The organism is Spirosoma migulaei (assembly GCF_054776855.1).
Map to the genome: position 1 here is coordinate 577,911 of NZ_BAAHBG010000005.1, position 23,582 is coordinate 601,492.

The following is a 23,582-nucleotide window of genomic DNA, read 5'->3' on the forward strand; positions in this document are numbered from 1 at the left end:
TACGGTTGGCTGGCGCACAAGCAACTGACGCGCCAGCCAACCGTAAACCTCAAACCATATACCAAAAAACCTTACCCCCTTATGAAACCACTTCTTCTTTTCCTGACTCTTCTAACGGCTACATCGGCCTGGGCACAACAACCCAGTGCGGGCTTTGGCCGTAAGCTGAAAACAACAGCCCCAACGGCTGGTCTGGCTGAACGATTGAATGCCTTAACGATCCCACTGCCAAAAGACAGAGCCGGTCGGCAGACATTGACGAAAACCGGAGGTTCACCAGTAACGCTGGAGCCTTTACGCCTGCGGGTTGTACGAGACACCGTAACGGGTTTACCTATCTTCATTGAGCGAAAAACCGACCCAAATTCGGTTGTTAGCCAGGCCAAAAAAAGTGGTGCCCGACTTTCGGCGGCTGCGGCTGCATCAGCTGCCTACCAGTTTATGGGGCAGGTACGTGGGTTGCTGAAACTCGATAATCCGGAAGCAAATTTTACGGTCACCCGTACCGAAACCGATGAGGTAGGGCAGATGCACATCCGACTGGCACAAACGCATCGGGGAGTACCCGTGCTTGGTTCCGAGCTCGTTGCGCACCTGACTGATCATGAAGTGACGCTGCTCAATGGACGCTACCAACCCATAGCAACGGACCTTTCCGTAACGCCGAAGCTGACCTTGGTTGATGCCTCAGCACAAGCGCTTACCGATGTGCGTAAAACATCGAACGTTCGGTCATTTGGTGATAATATGCTGAACATGAAATCATCGGAAGGAGAGTTATGCGTTTTTCCAACTCCAGACGGTGGTGCAAAACTAGCGTACGCAGTAACCGTTCGACCGAACATGCTCGAACGTTGGGAATACGTCATTGATGCGCAAACGGGTGATGTTCTGGATAAATACAATCATACCTGCTCGTTTGTGGGACCCATTAAAGCGTCGGGTAAAGACCTGAACGGGGCAACGCGCTCCTTCCAGACATATCAGCAAACGACAAATAGTTATTACCTGATTGATGCATCGCGCTCAATGTTTAAACCGACAACATCAAAAATGCCCGATAGTCCGATTGGCGCACTCTGGACAGTGGATGCAAGAAATACATTTGGCAACAATCAGAAGATCTACCAGATTACGTCAACCAACAATACTGACTGGAATGCAAATGCGATTTCGGCTCATTACAATGCGGGCGTTGCCTACGATTACTATAAGAATACGCATAATCGGGACGCCCTGAGCGGTACCGGAGAAACAATGGTTTCGGTCGTTAACATGCCCGACGATGATGGGAAATCTATGGATAATGCCTACTGGAATGGCAAAATTATGGCCTATGGCAATGGAAAACTCCTAAAACCACTAGCCGGAGGGCTTGATGTGGCCGGACATGAAATGACACATGGGGTGATTCAGAATACGGCCAATCTGCAATACAAGAGTCAGTCGGGAGCCATTAATGAGTCATTTGCCGATGTGTTCGGAGCCATGATCGACCGCGATAACTGGACAATTGGTGAAACGATTGCCACGCCTGCCGTTCTGCCGTCGGGTGCACTCCGGAACCTCTCAAATCCCAATCAGGGAGGTAAAAGCAAAGATCCGAATGGGTATCAACCGGCCACTATGTCGCAGTATGAAACGACCAGCGATGATAATGGAGGGGTGCATAGTAACAGTGGTATTCCCAACTTCGCGTTCTATAAATTCGCGACGGTTGTTGGGAAGGAGAAAGCCGAGAAAGTTTATTATCAGGCGCTAACAAAGTATTTGGTACGGACATCTCAGTTCCTGGATTTACGCCTGGCTGTCATCAAAGCCGCTGGCGACTTGTACGGACCGACTGAGGTTACTGCCGCTAAAAACGCCTTCGACGCGGTGGGTATTACCGACGGGACGTCCACACCAGGTAAGCAGCCTGATGTGCCCGTTGCTTCGGGGCAGGACTTGCTTTTGCTGGCGGATGCTACTACATCGAAACTTTACTCAACAACCGTGGGGGTTTCTCCGGCAAAATTTGACGCTAAATCTGCATTGGGCCTGGTCCATCGCCCCAGCGTGACCGATGATGGAAAGTTCGCCTATTATGTAACGACGGATAAGCGTATTCGCTCGGTTAGCCTGACAGGCACGCCAACCGAAACGATTATTTCCAATGAGACCATTTGGGACAACGTCGCCATCTCGAAAGACGGTACCAAACTAGCCGCACTCACAGCCGATAAGGATGGTGTAATCTACGTATACAGTTACGCGAAAAAGAAATGGGCTGAGTTTACATTGTATAATCCAACTTACACCGAGGGTGTGCAAACGGGTGATGTACAGTATGCCGATTCGTTCGAGTGGGATTTTACGGGCGAAAATATTGTTTATGATGCCTACAATGCCCTTAAAAACAATACCGGCGACGCTATCGACTACTGGGATGTTGGCTTTATTAATGTCTGGAGCAACAGTACTGGTGATTTTGCCAAAGGCGACATTGAGAAGTTATTTGCTAACCTGGACGAGGGCGAGAGTATTGGAAATCCATCCTTTTCCAAAAACTCGCCCGATGTGATCGCGTTCGATTATCTGAATGAAACGAGTAATACTTATGAGGTAGTGGCTGTTGACCTGAGTGCGGGGAAAGTGAATGTTGTCTACGAGAATAACACCCTGGGGTTTCCGAGCTATTCTCGTCAGGATAATGTATTGGTATTCAGTACGGAATCTACCGCAAGTGAAGATATTTCAGTTATCAGTTTGAAGGCGGATAAAATTACGCCATCAGGCTCGGCCACGGTGTTATACAAAGGCGGAAAATGGCCCGTCTGGTACACACAAGGCACTCGTGTGGCTAAGGCTGCCCAAACGATTACCTTCGACGCGATCCCAGACCGGTTTTCCAATCAGGGTGACCTAGCGCTGAAAGCAACCTGTTCATCGAATTTAACGGTTGGTTTTCTGGTAAAAAGCGGCCCTGCTACGCTGAGTGGCTCAACGCTGAAATTTACTGGCGTGGGTGCTGTTACAATACAGGCTTTCCAGAACGGTAACGAACAGTTTTCGGCAGCTTCGGCTGTGGAGCGCACATTCAATGTACTGACCGTAACGGGTACCGAACCTGCCTGGGCAGATGCGCTGTCTATTTACCCAAATCCAGCTGGCAATACGCTGACTGTTGAATTGCCCGGTACGGAAACGATTGAACAACTTTCCCTTCAGACACTCACTGGGGCGACGGTTGCACGGCCCACGATCCGCACTCGCCAGCGTACGGCCACGCTTGAGGTCGGAAGTCTGCCAAAGGGCTTGTATTTATTGCAAATTCAAACTCCAAGCGGAACCGCTACTAAGAAGATAATGAAGGAGTAATGAATGACGTTTACAATTTTTTTGCGTCCTAGTAGCTGAATCAAATAAAACTGTATATTTGAGTATGTATCTGGAAGAGCGCGTAGAGCAATTAGAAAACCTTTCTGTTGACCAGGGAAAGCAGATTGAAACGATCGTCAGAGGTCTGGCTGATTTAACCGTAACCGTCAATCAACGATTTGATCAGGTCAATCAACGATTTGATGGCGTTAACCAACGATTTGATAGCGTTAACCAACGATTTGATGGCGTTGATCAGCGATTTGATAGCGTTAACCAACGATTTGATGGTGTTGATCAGCGATTTGATAAGGTAGATGAGCGATTTGAGCGAGTGGAAGCAGATATTTCTGTTTTAAAGTCAGATGTATCTGAGCTAAAAAGCGGTCAGGCTCGTTTAGAAACGACAGTAGCCGATATTCAACAGACACAGCACTTGATTTTGACTATCCTACAGGACAAATTGAAATAGCGTTCTAACTTGGCATTATAAAAAAACTGTGGCTGTTCGTTGACCTGATGTCAGGCAATGAACAGCCACAGTTTTTAAGCGTAAATAAAAGCTACCAGGCAGCCCTATTTCGTTGTAATAGCAATGGTCTTATTGTCCTTATCGATGTTTACTTTAGCAATCTTATTGGGCGAAAGTGTAAATACAGCCTCTTTTGTACTGGCCTTTCCATTGACTATAAAACGCTCAAACTTATCTAAACCCGCTTGCTCGCTTTTATCCTCCAGTGTAAAATTAATTGGTAGGTTATACCTAACATTTACAACTTTCCCGTTCTGCGTTCCTGGTGTCCAGCGAGGCATATTTTGTACTACACGAATAGCTTCCTCACCAGTACCAAAGCCAATGCCTTTTAGTAGCTTCACATCCGTAACCTCCCCGGTTTTCGTGACGATGAAGTTAACAAATACGCGTCCTTCGGCTTTTACTTTCTGAGCAGCTGCCGGATACTTCAAATTTTCAGACAGATACGCGCCTAATTCTTTCATGCCTCCTGGAAACACCGGTTGCTCTTGAACGACAGTAAAAACTTCGCCATCAACCTTCACGGCTTTTCGGGCTGCGGCTTGTTCTGTTACAGGTACAACTGCGTCCTGCGATTGATCCTGACCAGATTGCGTACACATAACCAGGCAAGCAGCTACTGGAAGAATCAGGGCGTAACCGAGCAATGCCCGGCGATGAGATGCAGGTTTTTGCAACATAATGATTCGTTGTTTGAGGGTTGATTTAGAAACAAAAGGGGTTGTCAGTGCTGCAATGGGCATGTTGAGTGCGTAAGCCACCAATTGACGCGGATAATCGGGCTGGGGCGTTTTCAGGACTGTCCGGTCAGCCAGAAATTCGTGGACTTCCTGCAAAGCACGTTTATACAGCCATACCACAGGATTGAACCACAATGCCGCCTGTACTAGCTCCAGAAATAAAATATCGGCGGTGTGGCGCTGCCGAATATGTGCTTCTTCATGACGCATGAGTGCGTCGGGCTCCGTGAGGGAATCGGTATGGTTCAGAACCAGATACCGTCCGAACGAAAACGAAGGGCTGGAATCGTCTGGTAGCCGGACGAGAATAAACGTTGGTGTATGTTCCGCGCTGCCACGATTGATGAGCCTAAATACCGATTTCAGATTTAAGCCTAACCGCACGAGCATTACCAGTACGCCAAGGCCATACAAGAGCCAAATCCACTGCGTTGTGGTCAGCATGCCTGATTGATTCGCTGCTCCATTGCTAACGACAAACGTGGGCAGGGTGAGATCACCAACTGGAAAAGCATCGGCTGTTCCACTTGGTAACTCGATCAGCGGAAGTAGGAGCGACAATGCAACCGATGCCAGTAAATACGCCCGATTCAGGCCGAAAAACGTATTTCTGCGGAGAAGCAGCCAGTAGCAGCCATAGAAAAGTACGAGATACAGGCTGGCGGTTAAGAGATAGGGGAGCGTATTCATTTCTTTTTCGTGGTTATCAAAATGACGCCGTTTTTTTTCCTTTTTCGCCGTAAGTGGCCCTGGCTACTCCATCTTTTAATACCTCAATGCTCTGTATGTCATTATGATTTAAATTCTGAAGCTTCTTAGGGTTTTGATCTAGTTTGGGTTCATGCCCTTTCTCAACTTCAACACCATCAATGATATAGAGTGGCTCCTCACCATTTAGCCAATTACCATGGAGACGTACAGATGTCCCTGAATTTCGTAGCGAGTCGGGCAGCCGCATGGCATATCGTTCTTTACTACCTGATGTACTAAGATCATTGAGCGATAGCTGACTAGTAGTGGTCTTGTCAAGCACAAAGCCCTTTCCCTTCTCCGTATTGGGGGTGACCTGCCCAGTTCGTTTATCCTCACGTTTATCCAGCGAGAACTGGATAGGTAAATTATATTGTACAGCTACAGGTTGCCCATTCTGTTTACCCGGAATCCATTTTGGCATCTGGCTCACCACGCGCACAGCTTCCTCATCGCACCCACTGCCAATACCTTTTAATATGCGTAAGCTCTGGATATCACCCGTTTGTGAGACAACGAACCGGACAAAAACACGCCCCTGAACTTTGTTTTGTTGAGCTTCTGCCGGATAGCGTAAATTGCGGGCGAGGTATTGGCCTAATGCCTGCATGCCACCTGGAAACTCAGGGACTTGTTCTACGATGGTGAAAATTTCTCCATTTCGGCTAGGTTGGCTGTCCGGTTTGGCTGCCGTTGGCTGGGTTGTCGTCAGAGGCTCATGGGCTGGTTCGTAAGCGACAACAACAACTTCGTTTAGCTTGCTGGATTGAAGGGCTAGACTTACAAGAATAGAACTATGCCCCTTTACACCCACCTCCTGACTTATGAAACCAACGAAACTAAACACTAACGATGCATTTTTAGGAACATTGGTTAGTTTATACTTGCCTTCTGTATCTGTGGTTGTTCCCTGAGATGTATTTTTAAGGATAACATTAACCCCCGGCAATGGCTTGCCATCTACGCTGCTTGTCACCTTACCCGAAACAGTAATCGTCTCTTCAGTAGCTTGACTCATAACAGCCGCAATTTCTTCCCGTGCGGTGGTCATCGCCAATAAACTGAATGCCAAAGGAAGTATCAATACATATTTGCCTAGTGCCCATCGGGTTGTCGCTTTCTGGTGCAGCATCATGATACGCTGTTTCAGAAGCGAGGGATTGAAGAAGCTATTTGTTAAGGTATCAGGTCCGCTCAGGCCAAGCTGCGTTCCGAAGGAATAAGCCACTAAAAACTGGGCGTATTCAGTTGGGCGGCTGGCTGGCTTATCGGCTAGAAATTCGTGCACCTGACGGAGCATTCGATCCATGAGCCAGAGCGTTGGGCATGCCCAGAAAAGCGCCTGTAGCAAACCCATGCCCAATACATCGGCGCTGTGGCATTGCCGAACGTGCACCAACTCATGCTGGATAATCAGCTCATTACGAGTGTCGGCAGGGTTTAGTATAACGTACTGGAAAAATGAAAACGTAGGGATGGTTGGGGCATTTGGCAGAACCACTATGTAGTCGTCATACACGTGCCGGGGCGACTGCCGAATCAACCTGACTAAACGCCCAACACGTATACCTAGCCGAGCCAACAATACTAATGCGACCAGCGCATAGGCCCATATGCTCAGTTGCTCCCAATCTGGTCCAGTTTCAACTGGTGCGGCCACAATCGTTGAAACTGGCAGCGCAATAACGCCTACAGGCATGGTGACGGGAAGCGTTTCTACCGTTTGCGTAGGCAGAATCACTAATGGCAGAATCAGGGATAGAATGACTGAGGCTAGCAAATAAGCCCGGTTAAGGCTGAAAAACGTGTGCCGACGCAACAGTAGCCAATAACAACTCGCAAACAGCAAGCCGTAGAGGTTAGCTTTCAGGAGATAGTCAAGGGCGTTCATTGGTCTTTCTGTTTGTTTAGGAGTTTGATAATCTCGTCGGCTTCGGTCAGGCTGATGTTTTTGTCTTTCACGAAAAACGACACCAGCTTTTTGAGCGAATTATCGAAGTAGTTCGCCATGAGTTGCTCAGTCTGGAAACGTCGGTACTCCTCTTCTGTAATGAGCGGATAGTATTCATGCGTTTTCCCATAAGCGGTGTAGCCAACCAGTTCCTTTTTCTCCAGAATACGGATAATGGTCGAGACGGTATTGTAGGCGGGCTTTGGTTCGGGGAGTTCGACCAGGACGTCTTTAACGAACGCTTTTTTTAGTTGCCAAAGTACCCGCATTATCTCTTCTTCGGCTTTGGTAAGGTCGCGTATTGGCATGATTTACAGTAGAGTTAACGAATAGGGTCGAAATGTATGACTAATGATTTAGTTTTACAACTAATCTATTAGTTATTTGTTTGGGAAAAAATAAAAATGCCCTTCTCTGATTCAGAAAAGGGCATTTTGAGCATGAAAAATTCTATAAACTAGCAGGGTGTTTATGGCTGCAAAACCGGCCCGGCATTAGTCCAACCGACTGGAATATTGGACAGGAACCAGCTTTTCCCTTTATCGTTGTTGCCCTGATAAAACAGATAGGTCTTCCCGTTTTTATCAGTAAAAATGTGTGGATGGCCCGATTCACTGGAATTCCAGGTGCCAGGTGCTCCGTTTGTAAGAAATGGTTGGGTTTGAACACGTTTCCAGTGCAGGCCATCCTGGCTTCGGGCCACACCGATTTGCTGCGGCCAGTTATTATAAGCACCCGCGTAGAACATATACAACGTACCCGTACGCTCAATTACCGATGCAGCCTCAATACACTCGCCCTCCCAGGGAAGTTCGGGCTTTAGAATGGGCCCGTCGTTAGCTACCTGCTTCCAGTCCTCACGGTTGAAGTTCGTATTGGCTGGCGCTACAGCCACACCCAATTGCTGAATTTTATACGACGTATCTCTGGTCGCGAAATACAGGAAATACTGATTGTTAAACCTGACTACATCGGCGTCGATAGCTCGCCCGCACGACCAGTCGCTGATAGCCGGATGAAAAATTGGATTGGTTGGGTTTCGGTCGAAATGAATACCATCGGTCGACACCGCGTGGCAGATGGCGTCATTTCGTCCATTGCCATAGGTTTGATAAAACAAATTCACCTTCCCATCGCGAACGAGCGCGCCGGGAGCGCACAGCCCTTTTTTCTCATAGTCCGTCTCGGGCGTAATTTCGCCGACTTTTTGCCAGTTCGTCAGATCCTGGCTTTCGGCGATACCGATGCCCCAATGATCGGCCCCGGTCGAATCTTTGTAGAGCGGTACGGAGTAATACATCAAATAACGACTTTTGAACCAAACCACATGCGGGTCTTTGGCATAGCCCGATTTTCGATGCGTTGTATCGCCGAACCGCATTTTTGGGCTTGACGATTGTGCTATTGCGAGCGTCGATAGTATCCCGATTAGCGTAACAGCTATAAATAGACTTCTGAAGTTATTCATGTTTAAGAGACTGTCAGCTGACACGGGTGAACACCCGCGCCAGCACGCGGCTATTTAAACAAGGGCGCGTGAATCTTGTGAAGCGTTTCAATCGGAATCTTGATCACTTCCCGATCGTAGGTCAACAAGCCATTCACTTCGCCTTCTACGTCGGTTGTTTGCGTGTAAACAGCTGCCGATAAAGCCTGTTTCTTGTAGTATTCAACGATTTTGGCGTATTTCTTCTCATACGCTTTTTGCACCACATCGGCCGATTGGTAGGTCTGGTAGCCCCAGTTGCGCATTTCCGGGTTCCAGAGGTGACCTTGCACTGGCCAGCCAATGCCGCCAAATTCACCAATCACAACCACCCGATTGGTTTTAGGCGCTGGCGCTTTGGGCTCTTCTTCATACGTATGAATGTCGTAGAAATCACCCGCACCTAGGTCGTTCCAGCCGCTGGATGCGTTGACGGTGCGGCTTGGGTCCATCGCTTTTACCCAATTGGCCAGCCGGTTGTTGTCGTATTGGCCCCAGCCTTCGTTGTGCACTACCCAGGTTACAATGCTGGGATGGTTGTGTAGCCGGTTCATCATCCGACGCAGTTCCAGTTCAAATTGCTCCTTACCCTTTGACCGACGAATTGGCTCCGACTGATCGCCGGGATATTCATTCTGGCCTTCCAGAAAGCCCGAGGGCATGTCCTGCCAGACTAGTATGCCTAGCTTGTCGCAAAGGTAGTAATAGCGGTCGGGTTCGACTTTGATGTGTTTCCGAAGCATGTTGAATCCCGATTTTTTGAGAAAATCAATCTCAAATGCCATACCCTCGTCAGATGGGGGCGTTAGCAAACCGCCAGGCCACCAGCCCTGATCGAGCGGGCCGTTCTGAAACACAAACTTGTTGTTTAGCAACAGTACGGGCTGGTTGGCAACCGGACCTGCTCCGACCGCAATCTTACGCATGGCGAAATAGCCCGTTACCACATCGAGCGGATTACCTGTAACCGTTGCATTGGCGAACGCTGTGTTCAGCGGGGCATCCTGACGTGGGCGTTTGTTGCGGGGTGTATCACCAAACGGATCAGTTACGGTAACCAGCTCAACTTTTAAATTGTACAGAAACGGGCTATCCGGCGACCATAGTTTGGGATTTTTTACGTTCAGCCAGGCGGTTCTTCCCGCCCGGACGAGCGTTGTGGCGATGGTTTGGTTGCCATCTAAAGCCGTCACGCGAATGGCCGTCGTAAAATTATTCGCGGGCTTATCGAGCAATACCTCCACCCGAAGGCGGCTGGAATCCAGCTCGGGTGTCAGTTTTACTTCCTCAATGTAGGTTTGCTTCGGAACGGGCTCCATCCAGACGGTTTGCCAGATGCCCGAAACAGGCGTATACCAAATGCCATGAGGATCCATCAACTGCTTACCGCGCGGTTGCTCACCATCCGACGTCGGGTCTGTTACACCCAGCACCAGCTGATTCTGTCCGTCTTTCAGGTAATCGGTAATGTCAAAATTGAATGCGTCGGAACCACCCGTGTGCGAACCCACCAGCCCACCGTTAACCCACAGGCTGCACTCATAATCGACCGCGCCGAAATGCAATAGCACCCGCTGTCCTGCCCAATCGTTGGGTAAACTAACTTCCCGTCGATACCACAATCGCTGATCGGCGGTGAGTGATTTGTTAACCTTCGAAACGGTCGATTCCAAACAGAAGGGTACCAGAATTTGTCCATCGTACCGGGTTGGTTGCGGGGCCGTTTTGGGTGTGATGGCATAGTCCCACATGCCGTTCAGGTTTTGCCATTGTTGCCGTACCATCTGCGGACGCGGGTACTCGCGCCAGGCATTTTCGGGCGTGATTTGCTTTTCCCAACGACTCATGATGGGAGCAGCGCGCGGTTGATTTTGAGCAGGTGTTTGGGCAACCGCTAGTCCAGAAACGAGCAGGGCAAGGCTAAGGGTACTAGAGAGAAATCGGGCTGATGGCATGAATGTAGTTTTAGGATAAGGGTTGTTTAGGGGGCCATGACAAAAAACACAAAAAATTACTTGCTCAATTTCCCTTCGAGCATCTTAATATAATACCCTCCTACAACCGATCGGGCCTGAAAACCAACCTGTTTGGCGTTGGTGGTCTCGTGCCAGTCGGAGAGCGGTACCCGTGAAGGCGTTTCGTTGACGTATTTCCAAACGGGCTTGATGAATGCTTCGAAATCGCGGTCCGACTTGGCGAGCGTTGCCGTCCACATAATCCAGTCCGACTTGGTGTACGTTTTACGGCTGTCCAGTGGAAGACCATACGGCTTTTGCTTGGTCAGGTAATAGGCAATTTCGGTTTGTGTGACCTCGGTTGGGAATACATTTAGATTCAGGAGTTTATCCCAGACCAGGTTGTATTTCTGACTCCAGGAGTCAGTAGGATTCTCAAATGTTAAGTCGTAATGCACCTTATCGGATGGGGTTTTATCCAGAGCGAGCTGCTGCCATTTAACAGCCATATCGCGGGCCATTTTCAGGTAACTCTCCGATGTAGCTTTATCGCCCAACATCGCAGCCATCTTTCCGTAGGCCGCAATACCTAAAATGGCTTTTATGGATAGGTTCGCGTTTCGGGCAATATGACCCGCAAAGTCATCAGTGCAGAGTTGATTGGCAGGGTCGAAACCGTCTTTTTTGAGGTAGTCAACCCAGGTCGTCAGGGTTTTCCAGTGTTGTTTGGCATAGTTGGCGTTGCCTTCGGCTCCGGCAATGGCACCGGCCAGGATAAGCATATTACCGCTCTCTTCAACGGGCATATCTTCGCCGTAGGTCTGGCCGTTGGCTTGCGGATAGGTTCCCACGTCATGTGCCGCAAACGGCTTTTTCCAGCGTCCACTTTCCGAATACTGGAAAATAGGTTCCATCATACCCTTCAATAGCGTCGGATTGTAGAGCAGAAATAGCGGAGCCGAGGGATAGGTAATATCCACTGTACCAATAGAGCCGTTAGAGAAGTTCTCTTTCGACAGGAAAAGTGTTTCTCCTTTTGGGCCAGCTACAATTTTGTGGGCGGCAATGGCCTGACGGTAGGCCAGTACGCACAAATCCGCATAATCTGTACCTCCCGCTTTTCGGGCATCGGAACGGAGTCGATCATCGAATTTTGAACATTTCTGGCGCAGTCGATCATAGTCTTTCTCGGCGGCCTGCAACAGGGTGGGCATGTTCGTTTTCTCATCCCGACGCCACCAGGGACGCAGATTCTGCTTGAAATACTGTACCGAATACAAGTCGTCGTAGGCCAGCATCAGATGCTTTTCGGCCGATTTCGTTACGTTGCCAAAATCGAGTACGCTGGCGACGGCCACATCGGCCGCGGCTCGGGGTTTATTGCCCGGTACGGCCGCTTTGTTATCGGTTGGGAGCTGCCCATTCATCAGAAAGGCGTGTTTCAGGCCCGGAGCCATGCCATTGGCCGTTTGATTGCCCCGCTCTTGTGGAGCCGCTAAATAGGCGTACCCCCAGTCGATGCGCACATTATCGCCTTTCTTCGCGAGAAGAGGTTGCGCTTCGGTGCCTACTGTCTGATAAATCAGGCCGGGAGCCTGCCCCGCTTTCATCACCACTTCCTGACCGACCGTGTTGGTTGCCATTGTGCCGGACTCACTCAAATAAACCTGTACCGAATGCGACTTGCGATCCTGGGAGCGTACCTCGAATGTAACGTACGTAATGGGCCGGGCAACCACTTCCAGCTCGTCTAGCAGTAAGGGCGACATGAAGGTAACTACCAGATTTACAGGCCCGGCCGTGAAGGTGTAGTTGGTTTGTGTTGCCGATACCGTCACGCCCGTCTGAGTTGCGGTTGAGATAGCCGATTCGGTAATGGGGTTCAGAATGCCCACATCGATAATCGATCCGCCCCGCGGACTCACGCAATGGACTGCCAGCACATTTTTGCCTTTCTGCAAGGCTTTCTGACCCGCTGCCGATAAGGGCAGGTAGATATATTCGTTGACGTAATCAGGCTTGTCAAGAATTTTGGTGCCGTTCAGATAAACGACCACATCATCGTCATGATTGATGGACAGCAGGAGTTTGGCAGGGTCGGCTTTACCATCATAAGTAAACTCACGCCGAACGTAAATGCCGTCTTTCATACCGGCATTATCACTATTGGTCCATTTGGTTTTAGCCTCGGGCGTATCGCCGAATGGTCCTGGCCCTGTTTTCCAGCCGCTGGCGTTGAAGTCGGATTTCTCCCAACCGGCTTCGGGTTTGGTGAGGGTGTATTGCGCTGTGTAGGCTTTCTGTTCAGCCGTTGGCAAAATGGCTTCATAAACGGTGGGTACGGCTCCCAGAAACTGGTACGCCTTGCCATCGACCCGAATAATGCCTTCCAATGATTGAGGTTTGCCCGTCCAGTGGCGCGTAGGCGAATCGGTGAGTTTATCCGTCATACTCCAGAGACTGAAATAAGGATCGTGGGTAATGAGCGGGTAAGCGGGTGGACGTAGCGTCTGGGCATAGGTATGCCCGAATGACAGCGCAAAAAGGGATAGAAATAACAGGTGGAGATTGGGATTTTTACGCATTAAAAAGTTTGTTTTGGGGGAGCTTCCATCGTAGCTAAGTAAATGAATAATGTAAAACGTATAATGGATAATCACAAACCTTACTGACCAACTGATTATTCATTGTACATTATTCATTTTACATTGTCCATTTACCTTCTATAAGCCAACGGAATGGGCTCCTTTACTTATTAGAGATGGATTTTGACTTGGTGATCACACCCACGATGGGCCATTCTGAAAATTAAAAGTAAGGCAAAAAAATGGCTTGTTGCATAAAATAGGCCTCATATGCACTGCTAAAGGGGAATGCTTTATGCAATAAACGCACTAGTTGCATAAAGCATCGTTCATCAATATAATTTCATGTGTTTGTCAGGGTAGAACTGGTAAATCCGTTACTTCTTTCAGCCGAATCTAAACTCTTACATTTCTTTTCATTGACGATGAAACAGGTAATTGTACTGGCTATTGGGCTGTTAGTCACCGGCCTGGCATCGGTGTCGTTTGCGCAGCAGATTTCTAAGGAGGAACTGATCTTCCTAACGCCCGACTGGAAAGGTGAACGCTTCCCGGATGGCCGTCCGAAAGTGCCGGATGCCATTTTGAAGCGCATGAAACTGGTGACCCACGAAGAAGCCTGGGCCGTCATGAAAGGCGAAAAATATCGATACCAGTACGCGGGTGACTGGCAAACGATCAACCCGGATAGCGTGCTGGTAGGTCGTGCCCTCACAGCTACGTTTATGCCCGGTCGACCGGATGTGCATCGGGTAACCGACGAGAAAGGGCACACCAAAGATGGTCGTGTAAAATCGCAGAATGCCTGGCCAATTGATATGCTTGTCAGGGGCGACGTGTATGTGGTTGACCAGTTTGGAGCCCACGAAGATGGGCCGACAATTGGCGACAATCTGGGCAATTCAATTTATGCCAAAACGGGTAACGGTATTGTATATGAAGGTGCCCTTCGGGATGTGGCTGGCTTGAAGGAAATTGGCGGTTTCACCTCTTATTTCAGGAGCTACCACCCGTCGCACCACAATCCTGAGGGTGATCTAAACACAACACTGGTAGGCATCAATCGCCCAACGCGCATTGGTAAAGTGATGGTGATGCCGGGCGATGTGGTACTGGGTCGCGATGGGGGCGTGGCGTTCATTCCGCCCCATCTGGCCGAAAAAGTGGTGAAAACCTCCGAGATCATTCGGTTGCGCGACATGTTCGGTCACCTGCGACTACGCGAGCAGAAATACACACCGGGTCAGATTGACTCGCGCTGGTCGGATGAGATTGAAAAGGATTTCTCAAAATGGCTTAACGACCACGTCAGCGAACTTCCAGTTCCCAAAGAGCAAATTCAGGATTACCTAAAAACCCGTACATGGTAGTTTTATTAAACACAGAGACACGGAGAACACAGAGGGTATATTGATAAAAATCAATGAGTTATAATCCTGTGTTCTCCGTGTCTCTGTGTTTAATACATAAACTTTTCTCCTTCCCTAAATCATGACAACATCACGACGTTCCTTTTTGACAAAGAGTGCCTTAGCCGGTGTGTTTAGTGCCAGCGCGTTAGCCAGTTTCGGTGAGGGGCTGGAAACGGCTGTTCACCACGCGCCACAGTCCTCCGCGCCGTCGGACCTAAAAATTACCGATATCAAATGCGGCTATATCCGTAACGGGCACAGCCTGTTCGTCAAAATTCACACCAATCAGGGAATCTGGGGCTGCGGTGAAGCCGTCGATGCGTCCGTTGGGACCTATCACCTGGTGAAATTGATGGGCGAACGGATCAAAGGCAAGAGCCCGCTTAATGTCAACCGGCTATTTGAGGATGTTCGGAAATCTGGTTTTTTTGAGGGTGCTCAGGCGGGTATGTATATATCGGTGCTGTCGGCTGTGGAAACGGCGCTCTGGGATTTAGCCGGAAAAGCGTTAGGCATGCCGGTTTATCAATTGCTGGGCGGGAAGTTTCGCGACAAAATTCGGGTGTACTGCGATACAGGGGCCTATCGCGAAACGGACACCAGCGCTGAAGCCTTCGGGAAAAGCGCTAAGAAAGCCGTCGATATGGGCTTCAACGCGGTAAAGTATGACATCGACGAACGTAATGACCCCAACAAATACGACGCCTACAACTGGACAGCCAGTCAGGGCGAACTGGAGCGGATGTACAACCAGATTGCCGGTGTCCGTAAAGCCGTTGGCCCGAAGGTTGACATCTGCGTAGACATGCACGGACGTTATGATATGACCACGGGTCGGCGGGTGGCTAAACTGATGGAGCCACTAAATCTGCTGTTTCTGGAAGAGCCCATCCCTGCCGAAAACCCGGAAGCGTATAAGCAAATTCGGGAAGCGTCGAACACGCCCATCTGCGCGGGGGAGAACCATTATCTGGCGCATGGATTCCGCAAACTCCTCGAAATCGGAGCCGTCGACATTATCATGCCCGATTTGCAGAAAGCGGGCGGCCTGGGCGAAGGGCAACGGATTGCCAACTTAGCCAATCTCTATTACGTGCCTTTTGCGCCACACATGGTAGCGTCGTATCTGGGTGCGATGGCGTCGAGCCACGTTTGTGCGTCGGTGCCCAACTTCCTGATTCTGGAATGGCAGATCTATTTCCACGAGGAGCCCATGTTCAAAGAAATCGTCACCTTCGATGGACCCATGGTGGAGAAAGGCTTCATTCCGCTATCCAATAAACCGGGCATTGGGGTGGAAATCAACGAAGAAGGCATGAAGAAATACGCACCGAAAGACGTTCCGTTTTTTGTGTAGATGTTGTTACGTATCTGTGGCGTCAGGTTCTTAAACCTGACGCTGGTAGGTTTCTCAAAACCTACTGTTGACCTTTAGGTTTTGAGAAACCTACCAGCGTCGGTTATAAGTAACCGACGCCACTTTCAAACAACTTCAGTATCTAACCAGGATGAATGTTTTTTACTAAAACTCATTGATCAAATTTTCCATTGACAACCAAATCTACTCCTGTATCTGCTGTGCTCCCGAGTTCAATGGGTGGCGCGCCAAGTTCAAGCAATTATCGCTGGATAATCGTCGGTCTTCTCTTTTTCGCAACGACCATTAACTACCTCGACAGGCAGGTGATCAGTCTGTTGAAGCCAATCCTGGAAAAAGAGTTTAGCTGGACTGAATCCGATTATGGCAATATCGTAACCGTCTTCACTTTTTTCTACGGAGCCAGTACGCTATTGGCCGGGTATATCATCGACCGGATTGGTACTAAAATTGGCTACATCGGGGCTATTCTGGTGTGGAGCTTTGCGGCCATGGGGCATGCCTTGGCAGGTGGTACGGCTGGGTTTATGGTTGCTCGTGCTCTGTTGGGTATTGGCGAAGCAGGTAACTTCCCGGCTTCTATTAAAACGGTGGCCGAATGGTTTCCACAGAAAGAGCGGGCGCTGGCGGTTGGCATATTTAATTCAGGAGCCAATATTGGTGCCGTAGTTGCCCCTGCTATTGTTCCCTGGATTGCCCTGGTTGCGGGTTGGCAAATGGCCTTTATTGCAACCGGTGCACTGGGATTTGTCTGGATCATTGCCTGGTGGTTTTACTATGAAGTGCCCGCCCGCCACAAACGGGTGAGCGCGTCAGAACTGGCTCACATTACCGGAGAGCAAGCCGTTGAACCCTCCGTGGCTGGCGATGCCGCTGCTACCGATCTTCTTGCCGATACGACGCCAACGCGCTACCCAATCTTCGCCAATCGCGCTATTTGGGGATTCATGAGTGGAAAACTCCTAACGGACCCCATCTGGTGGTTTTTCTTGTTCTGGTTGCCATCTTACTTATCGAACATCTATCACCTGGATTTGAAAAAATTAGGGGCTCCGCTGATCGTCATTTACCTGGCGGCTACGATTGGTAGCGTTGGCGGTGGCTGGTTATCATCTACGCTAATCCAGAAAGGCTGGCACCCAACGCGGGCTCGTCAGTGGGCGATGGCTTTATTCGCGATCTGTATAACGCCGGTTATGGCTATAAGCCAAATGGGCAGCATGTGGCCGGTAATTGCCATTTTATCATTGGCGGTAGCGGCTCACCAGGCGTGGTCGGCCAATATTTTTACCGTCGCTGCCGATCAGTTTCCGAAGCAGGTATTGAGCCGGGTAGTTGGTTTAGGAACGATGGCTGGAACATTAGGCGGTGCCGTTTTTCCGTTGCTCGTCGGGCGTATTCTGGATCACTACAAGGCCTTGGGAAGCTTGTCAGAAGGATACTACATCATTTTTTATATCGCTGGTTTGGCCTATTTAGTCGCCTGGGCCATGCTCTATATTTTCGTTTTCAGTCGTGCTTCTTTAGTGAAGTCAGGTTCTTAAACCTGACTTGTGTCTGATGACGCGTCGTCTTAGTTCGCGCCATCGATCAGATCATAAGCTATGAAAAACAACACCTACTTGTTCCCGTTTTGTCGATTAATAGTTTGGGTATGCGTGCTTGTTGGTTTGCATAGCCGCAACGCGAATGCCCAGGCCCCAAACTTCCAGAAAATGACGCCGGACGAACGGACGGCGTATATGAATAAAGTGCGGGTGGCCAGTCAGGCCGATTGGCAGACGATGATGGATAAGCTCAATCTGAAACTGCCAGCATTACCTCCGCCTGCCGACGATCCTAAACGCCCATCGCACGTTAAGCCCAAAGAAGGTTCAACGAACTGGTACGACGAAGCAGGAAACACGCACGTTCGGTCAGGTTGGGGCAATTGGACGAATTATGAGGAAGCTAAAGCGAATAACTATACACTGCCTGATCCGCTAAAACTGAAAAATGGCAAACCGGTAAAAGACGCCAACACCTGGTGGAAGCAACGTCGCCCCGAAATCCTGAACGAGTACCTAACCGAGATTTACGGAAAAACGCCGACGAATACACCCAAGGTAACGTTTGCGCCTTCGGGAGTCGATAGCACTGTACTCAGTGGGAAAGCGCTTCGCAAAAACATGTTGGGCAGCATTGATAATTCCCGGTATCCATCAGTAACCCCCAGCATCCCTGTTACGTATTACCGCCCGGTCAATGCATCGGGCAAAATTCCGATGATGGTCATTGTCTGGGGTTCATTTCCGCAACCTATGGCAAACATCGAAAAACTGATTGATGCAGGCTGGGCGGTGGCAACGGTAAACACCGGGGCCATTCAGGCAGACAATGGAGCGGGTTTGCACGAAGGCATTATTGGCCTGATGAACGGAGGCAAAGACCGCACCCCCGACGAATGGGGTGTATTGGCGGCCTGGAGTTGGGGCCTCAGTCGTGTCCTCGATCATTTTGAGAAAGACAACACGATCAATGCCAAACAGATTGGAGTGCAGGGGCATTCGCGCTGGGGTAAAACCGCCTTGCTGGCCGGAGCACTGGACCCGCGTTGGGCCATTGTTTTTGCGAGTTGCTCAGGCTCATTGGGTGCTTCGCTGGAAAAACGAAGCTGGGGCGAAACGATCGACAACGTAGCGGGTCCGGGCGAATACCACTGGATGGCAGGTAATTTCCTGAAATATGGTGGAAACTGGGCTGCTATGCCGGTCGATGCCCACGAGCTGATGGCGCTCATTGCTCCCCGACCCCTGTTTATCACAGGCGGCACAAAAGATAGTTGGGCCGATCCCAAAGGCGAATTTATGGCCTGTGTGGGAGCCAGCCCGGTTTATGAATTACTCGGCAAAAAAGGCGTTGGTACAACCGAGATGCCAGCGCCCGATGTCTCCCTGATACATGGCGAGTTAGCCTTTCGAAACCACGAAGGTGGCCACGTCGATTCGCTCGACTGGCCTGTGTTTCTGGAGTTTGCAAATAGACAATTTAAGTTAAAAAAATAGCAATTCTGTTTTTGTCATGCTGACGAAGGAAGCATCTTAAGTTTTCCATACAAGTATATCATGGTAAATTGAGATGCTTCCTTCGTCAGCATGACAAAAACTAATTCAGGGATATGAATTATGGGAATGTTACAAACGATGCGCTGGTTCGGACCGAATGATCCGGTTTCGCTGATGGATATTCGGCAGGCGGGTTGCACGGGTGTTGTTACGGCGCTTCACCAGATTCCGGTGGGTGACCTATGGATGGTCGAGGCCATTAACGAGCGCAAACAACTGGTTGAAGCGGGCAATCAGCGCTATTCGCCCTTGCACTGGGCCGTAGTCGAAAGCCTGCCTGTGCACGAAGACATTAAAAAAGGTCGGCCATCGAGAGAAGGTTATATTGAAAACTACAAACAGTCGATTCGGAATCTGGCCGCCTGTGGCATCAACACGGTTTGTTACAATTTCATGCCGGTGCTGGACTGGTCGCGTACGAACCTGAATTACGAAATGCCCGATGGGTCGCGGGCGCTCCGGTTCGTTTGGGAGGACTTTGCGATTTTCGATTTGTGCATCCTCAAACGCCCCGGTGCGGAAATAGATTACGAACCCGAAATCATTGAGTCGGCCCACCAGAAATTCAGCCGGATGACAGCCGAGCAGATAACCGACCTATCGAACATTGTCCTGCTGGGTTTACCCGGTTCCGAAGAAGCCTTTTCGCTCGATACATTTCAGGGTCTACTAAATGAATACGCCACTATTGGCGATGCTGAACTTCGGACGAATCTGTATTATTTTATTCAACAAGTTGCCCCCGTTGCGCAGGAAGTAGGCGTCAATTTGTGTATTCACCCCGATGATCCACCGCGTCCACTGTTAGGTCTTCCCCGTGTCGTTAGCACCGAGTCCGACTTAGCGCAACTAATGGCGGCCAGTGATGTAACGGCCAACGGTATTACCTTTTGTACGGGTTCCTTAGGTATCCGGCCTGATAACGATCTGCCCGGCATGATCCGTCGCTTCGGTGAACGTATTCACTTCATTCATCTGCGAACCACCAAACGTGAAGTAGACCCACGGAACTTCCACGAAGCCGACCATCTGGCAGGCGATGTGGATATGTATGCGGTTGTGAAGGAAATTGTGCTGGAGCAGAAGCGACGCTCAACAGCGGGTGTTGGTGTAACCACGATTCCCATGCGCCCTGATCACGGTCACCAGATGCTCGACGATCTGCATAAAAAGACGTACCCCGGTTATTCAGCCATCGGCCGATTGCGGGGTTTGGCAGAGTTACGAGGTCTGGAAATGGGCATTGAACGGAGTTTGTAAAGGTTTTGAAACTGGCGCGAGTATTTACTCGTGCCTTTTCATGAGCGCCGGTATTCACTGGCATGTTATCAAGTTAAGCGTCAGCAAATGCTGACGAAATGGAAAGACACGGGTGAATACCCGCGCCAGAAAATCAGAAAAAATGAAACGATTGATATGTTGCCTGCTACTCATTAGCACACTTTCCTACGGCGACGATGGCTATCGCCTTTGGCTGAAATATGACCTGATCAAAGACGTAGCCAAACGGGAGGAATATGCCCGTTCTGCACAGTTTATTGCCGTCAGTAATCAAAGTCCGATCTTGATGAATGCGGCTCAGGAATTACAACTCGGGTTACAGGGACTACTAGGTAAGTCAGTGCCGATCATTACCGATCTTGGCAAGCGAAAAGGCGGGGTTTATCTAAATGAACATAAAGACTTTAGTAACCATATTAATTATAAAGATGATGGTTATGCGATGTCGAATAGTGATAATATCTATATACTGGCGAACAAAGGAGTAGGAGTACTTTATGGAACGTTTGCCTTGCTGAGATATATACAGACGGGCCGGTCATTAACAAGCCTGCCTTTGATCAATATCCCCAAAATCCAGTATCGTCTGCTCAATCACTGGGACAATACCAACGGAACCATTGAACGTGGGTATGCCGGTGAGTCGCTCTGGAAATGGTACGAGTTGCCTGCAACGATTGACCCGCGTTACCGCGATTACGCCCGCGCCAATGCCTCGCTGGGCATTAATGGAACAGTTGTGAACAATGTAAACGCCAGTGCCCGCTTTCTAACCGCTGAGTATTTAGAAAAGGTTGCTGCCCTGGCTAACGTCTTTCGGCCTTACGGTATTCGAATTTACCTGTCAGTTTATTTCCCCGCTCCTAAAGTCATTGGCGGCCTAAAAACCGCCGATCCGCTCGATCCCGAGGTGCGGAAATGGTGGGCCGACAAAACCAAAGAGATTTACAAACTCATTCCTGATTTCGGTGGATTTCTGGTCAAAGCCAACTCCGAAGGTGAACCAGGTCCGCAGGATTATGGACGTACCCATGCCGATGGAGCGAATATGCTGGCCGAAGCCCTCGCGCCCTACGATGGTATCGTGATGTGGCGGGCCTTCGTCTACAAAGCCGATCCCAATGCTGATCGATTCAAAGCCGCACACGAAGAGTTTACGCCACTGGATGGTAAATTCGACAAGAAGGTGATCGTCCAGGTGAAGAACGGCCCTATTGATTTTCAGCCACGTGAGCCGTTTTCGCCTTTGTTCGGAAATATGCCCAAAACGCCCCTGTCGATGGAGTTTCAGATTACGCAAGAGTACACGGGCTTTGCAACGCATTGGGTGTATGAAGCGCCGATTTTTAAAGAATGCCTGGATACCGATACCTACGTACATGGGAAAGGCTCACCATCCGGCGGGGCAACGGTGGCCAGTGTTGTTGATGGTAGCCTGCATAAGTACACAATGACCGCTATTGCGGGCGTGGCTAATACAGGCTCCGACCGAAACTGGACCGGTAACCCGATGGCACAAGCCAATTGGTACGCCTACGGGCGACTGGCGTGGGATCACACCTTATCGTCAGAAGCCATTGCGAACGAGTGGGTTAAAATGACACTCACGAGTGAGCCGAAAGCGGTCAAGACCATTACGAACTTGATGCTGAAATCAAGGGATATTTACGTCGATTATAACACGCCAATCGGTTTGTCACGTCCCTGGGCAGGAATACACTTTGCCCCCGAACCCTGGCAGGAAAAAAGCCCTCGTCCCGACTGGACTGCCATTTATTACCATCGGGCCGATTCTATTGGGCTGGGTTTTGATCGAACAGCAACGGGGAGCAATGCATTGGCACAATACCGGCCAGAAGTACAACAGAAATGGAATAACCCCGAAACCTGTCCGTTACCGTATCTGCTTTGGTTTCACCATGTGCCCTGGACAAAGAAACTAAGCTCTGGACGAACGCTCTGGGATGAACTCTGCACCCGCTTCTACACCGGTGCCGATTCGGTTGGCTGGATGCAGCAGCAGTGGGCGCAGGTCAAACCCGCCGTCGATCCAGCTATTTTTGCCGATGTAACGGGTCGTCTGGCTACCCAGCACAAGGAAGCCATCTGGTGGCGCGATTCCTGGGTGCTGTATTTACAGACGTACTCCAAACAACCCATTCCGGCCCCTTTCCCAAAACCGGAACGGACGCTGGACGATGTTAAACGCTTATCCGAAATTTATAAATTACGCTAGTGGAACACCTACAAACTACCCAGCCCGACGGTCAGCCGTCATCCAATTATTCCGTTTTTTCGCTCAAAGGTAAGTTAGCGCTCATCACAGGAGGAGGCAGCGGTATCGGTCTCGATATTGCCCGTTGTATGGTGCAGGCTGGGGGTAGTGTTGTTATCACCGGTCGGCGGGAGCAACCTCTTCAGGAAGCCGTTGCATCGTTGGGCGAACGGGCGCATTATATGGTCAATGACGTAACAGATCGGGCTTCCCTAGATGATCTGGTCGAACGGATCGAAGCTACGTATGGCCCAATTGATACACTGGTGAACAATGCCGGGATTAACATGAAAAAGCCCGCGCTGGACGTCACCGATGAGGATTTTGACCGAATCGTACACACAAACCTGAATTCGGTTTTTAGCCTGACGCGGGAATGTGCCAGGCGGATGATGGCGCGCCAACGGGGTTCTATTATCATGATTTCGTCGATGGCCGCCTATTATGGTATCGACCGGGTAGCTGCTTATGCCGCGTCTAAATCGGGCGTTGAAGGCATGGTAAAAGTGCTAGCGTCGGAGTTCTCCGGCAACGGTGTTCGGGTGAATGCCATTGCACCGGGCTTTATTGAAACAGCCATGAGCAAGACCGCGATGGGTGGTGATCCTGACCGCTTCGCCCGTGCCATGCGCCGGACACCGATGGGGAAATTTGGTCAGCCCGAAGACATTGGCTGGGCGGCCGTTTTCCTGGCCTCCGAAGCCGCAAAATACATTACTGGTGCTTCGCTGCCGGTAGATGGGGGGAATTCGATTGGGTTTTAAAAACGC

At 49.9% G+C, this 23,582-nt stretch carries 15 protein-coding genes; 9 read left to right on the forward strand and 6 right to left on the reverse strand.

The window, feature by feature from the left end; genetic code table 11:
* The first annotated feature begins 81 nt into the window (after window positions 1-81).
* Together ACYVGO_RS07940 and ACYVGO_RS07945 are read left to right on the forward strand one after the other, a co-directional pair.
* Window positions 82-3,360 carry a M4 family metallopeptidase gene (locus ACYVGO_RS07940; RefSeq protein ID WP_460968808.1) on the forward strand — a complete coding sequence of 1,093 codons (3,279 nt, stop codon included), beginning with the start codon at window positions 82-84 and terminating at the stop codon, window positions 3,358-3,360.
* A gap of 64 nt (window positions 3,361-3,424) precedes the next feature.
* Window positions 3,425-3,832, forward strand: coding sequence for a hypothetical protein (locus tag ACYVGO_RS07945; RefSeq protein WP_460968809.1), 408 nt, complete (start codon window positions 3,425-3,427; stop codon window positions 3,830-3,832).
* Between the two features lie 104 nt (window positions 3,833-3,936).
* Here ACYVGO_RS07945 and ACYVGO_RS07950 read toward each other — a convergent pair whose 3' ends face one another.
* The 6 genes from ACYVGO_RS07950 to ACYVGO_RS07975 all read right to left on the reverse strand — a co-directional run bounded on the left by ACYVGO_RS07950 (window position 3,937) and on the right by ACYVGO_RS07975 (window position 13,362).
* Window positions 3,937-5,325, reverse strand: a complete 1,389-nt coding sequence (locus ACYVGO_RS07950) for a M56 family metallopeptidase (protein WP_460968810.1) — start codon at window positions 5,323-5,325, stop codon at window positions 3,937-3,939.
* Window positions 5,326-5,341: 16 nt separating this feature from the next.
* Window positions 5,342-7,276: a TonB family protein gene (locus ACYVGO_RS07955; protein ID WP_460968811.1), complete on the reverse strand. Its 1,935-nt coding sequence runs from the start codon at window positions 7,274-7,276 to the stop codon at window positions 5,342-5,344.
* Entirely contained in the window at window positions 7,273-7,644 is a 372-nt protein-coding gene (locus ACYVGO_RS07960) for a BlaI/MecI/CopY family transcriptional regulator (protein WP_460968812.1), read from the reverse strand. Before ACYVGO_RS07960 ends, ACYVGO_RS07955 begins: the two co-directional genes overlap by 4 nt.
* 161 nt (window positions 7,645-7,805) lie before the next feature.
* Window positions 7,806-8,804 (reverse strand): family 43 glycosylhydrolase, encoded by a 999-nt coding sequence (locus ACYVGO_RS07965; RefSeq protein ID WP_460968813.1) that lies wholly within the window; start codon window positions 8,802-8,804, stop codon window positions 7,806-7,808.
* A 50-nt stretch (window positions 8,805-8,854) separates the two neighbouring features.
* Window positions 8,855-10,777 (reverse strand): glycoside hydrolase family 2 protein, encoded by a 1,923-nt coding sequence (locus ACYVGO_RS07970; RefSeq protein WP_460968814.1) that lies wholly within the window; start codon window positions 10,775-10,777, stop codon window positions 8,855-8,857.
* A gap of 56 nt (window positions 10,778-10,833) precedes the next feature.
* The gene (locus ACYVGO_RS07975; protein WP_460968815.1) at window positions 10,834-13,362 is read right to left on the reverse strand and encodes a glutaminase family protein; all 2,529 of its coding nucleotides are present in this window, start codon (window positions 13,360-13,362) and stop codon (window positions 10,834-10,836) included.
* A 425-nt stretch (window positions 13,363-13,787) separates the two neighbouring features.
* On the opposite strand from ACYVGO_RS07975, the gene ACYVGO_RS07980 reads away from it, so the two are divergent.
* The 7 genes from ACYVGO_RS07980 to ACYVGO_RS08010 all read left to right on the forward strand — a co-directional run bounded on the left by ACYVGO_RS07980 (window position 13,788) and on the right by ACYVGO_RS08010 (window position 23,576).
* A complete protein-coding gene (locus ACYVGO_RS07980) occupies window positions 13,788-14,732 on the forward strand; it encodes an RraA family protein (protein WP_460968816.1) in 945 nt (314 codons plus the stop codon).
* A gap of 121 nt (window positions 14,733-14,853) precedes the next feature.
* Window positions 14,854-16,131 carry a mandelate racemase/muconate lactonizing enzyme family protein gene (locus tag ACYVGO_RS07985; protein WP_460968817.1) on the forward strand — a complete coding sequence of 426 codons (1,278 nt, stop codon included), beginning with the start codon at window positions 14,854-14,856 and terminating at the stop codon, window positions 16,129-16,131.
* Window positions 16,132-16,367: 236 nt separating this feature from the next.
* Complete coding sequence (locus ACYVGO_RS07990; RefSeq protein WP_460968852.1) at window positions 16,368-17,696, forward strand: MFS transporter; 1,329 nt, start codon at window positions 16,368-16,370, stop codon at window positions 17,694-17,696.
* A gap of 60 nt (window positions 17,697-17,756) precedes the next feature.
* Window positions 17,757-19,196, forward strand: a complete 1,440-nt coding sequence (locus ACYVGO_RS07995) for an alpha/beta hydrolase family protein (RefSeq protein ID WP_460968818.1) — start codon at window positions 17,757-17,759, stop codon at window positions 19,194-19,196.
* Window positions 19,197-19,316: 120 nt separating this feature from the next.
* Window positions 19,317-20,516, forward strand: a complete 1,200-nt coding sequence (gene uxuA, locus ACYVGO_RS08000; protein ID WP_460968819.1) for a mannonate dehydratase — start codon at window positions 19,317-19,319, stop codon at window positions 20,514-20,516.
* Between the two features lie 142 nt (window positions 20,517-20,658).
* A complete protein-coding gene (locus ACYVGO_RS08005) occupies window positions 20,659-22,773 on the forward strand; it encodes an alpha-glucuronidase family glycosyl hydrolase (RefSeq protein ID WP_460968820.1) in 2,115 nt (704 codons plus the stop codon).
* Window positions 22,773-23,576 carry an SDR family NAD(P)-dependent oxidoreductase gene (locus tag ACYVGO_RS08010; protein WP_460968821.1) on the forward strand — a complete coding sequence of 268 codons (804 nt, stop codon included), beginning with the start codon at window positions 22,773-22,775 and terminating at the stop codon, window positions 23,574-23,576. Before ACYVGO_RS08005 ends, ACYVGO_RS08010 begins: the two co-directional genes overlap by 1 nt.
* Window positions 23,577-23,582 lie beyond the last annotated feature (6 nt).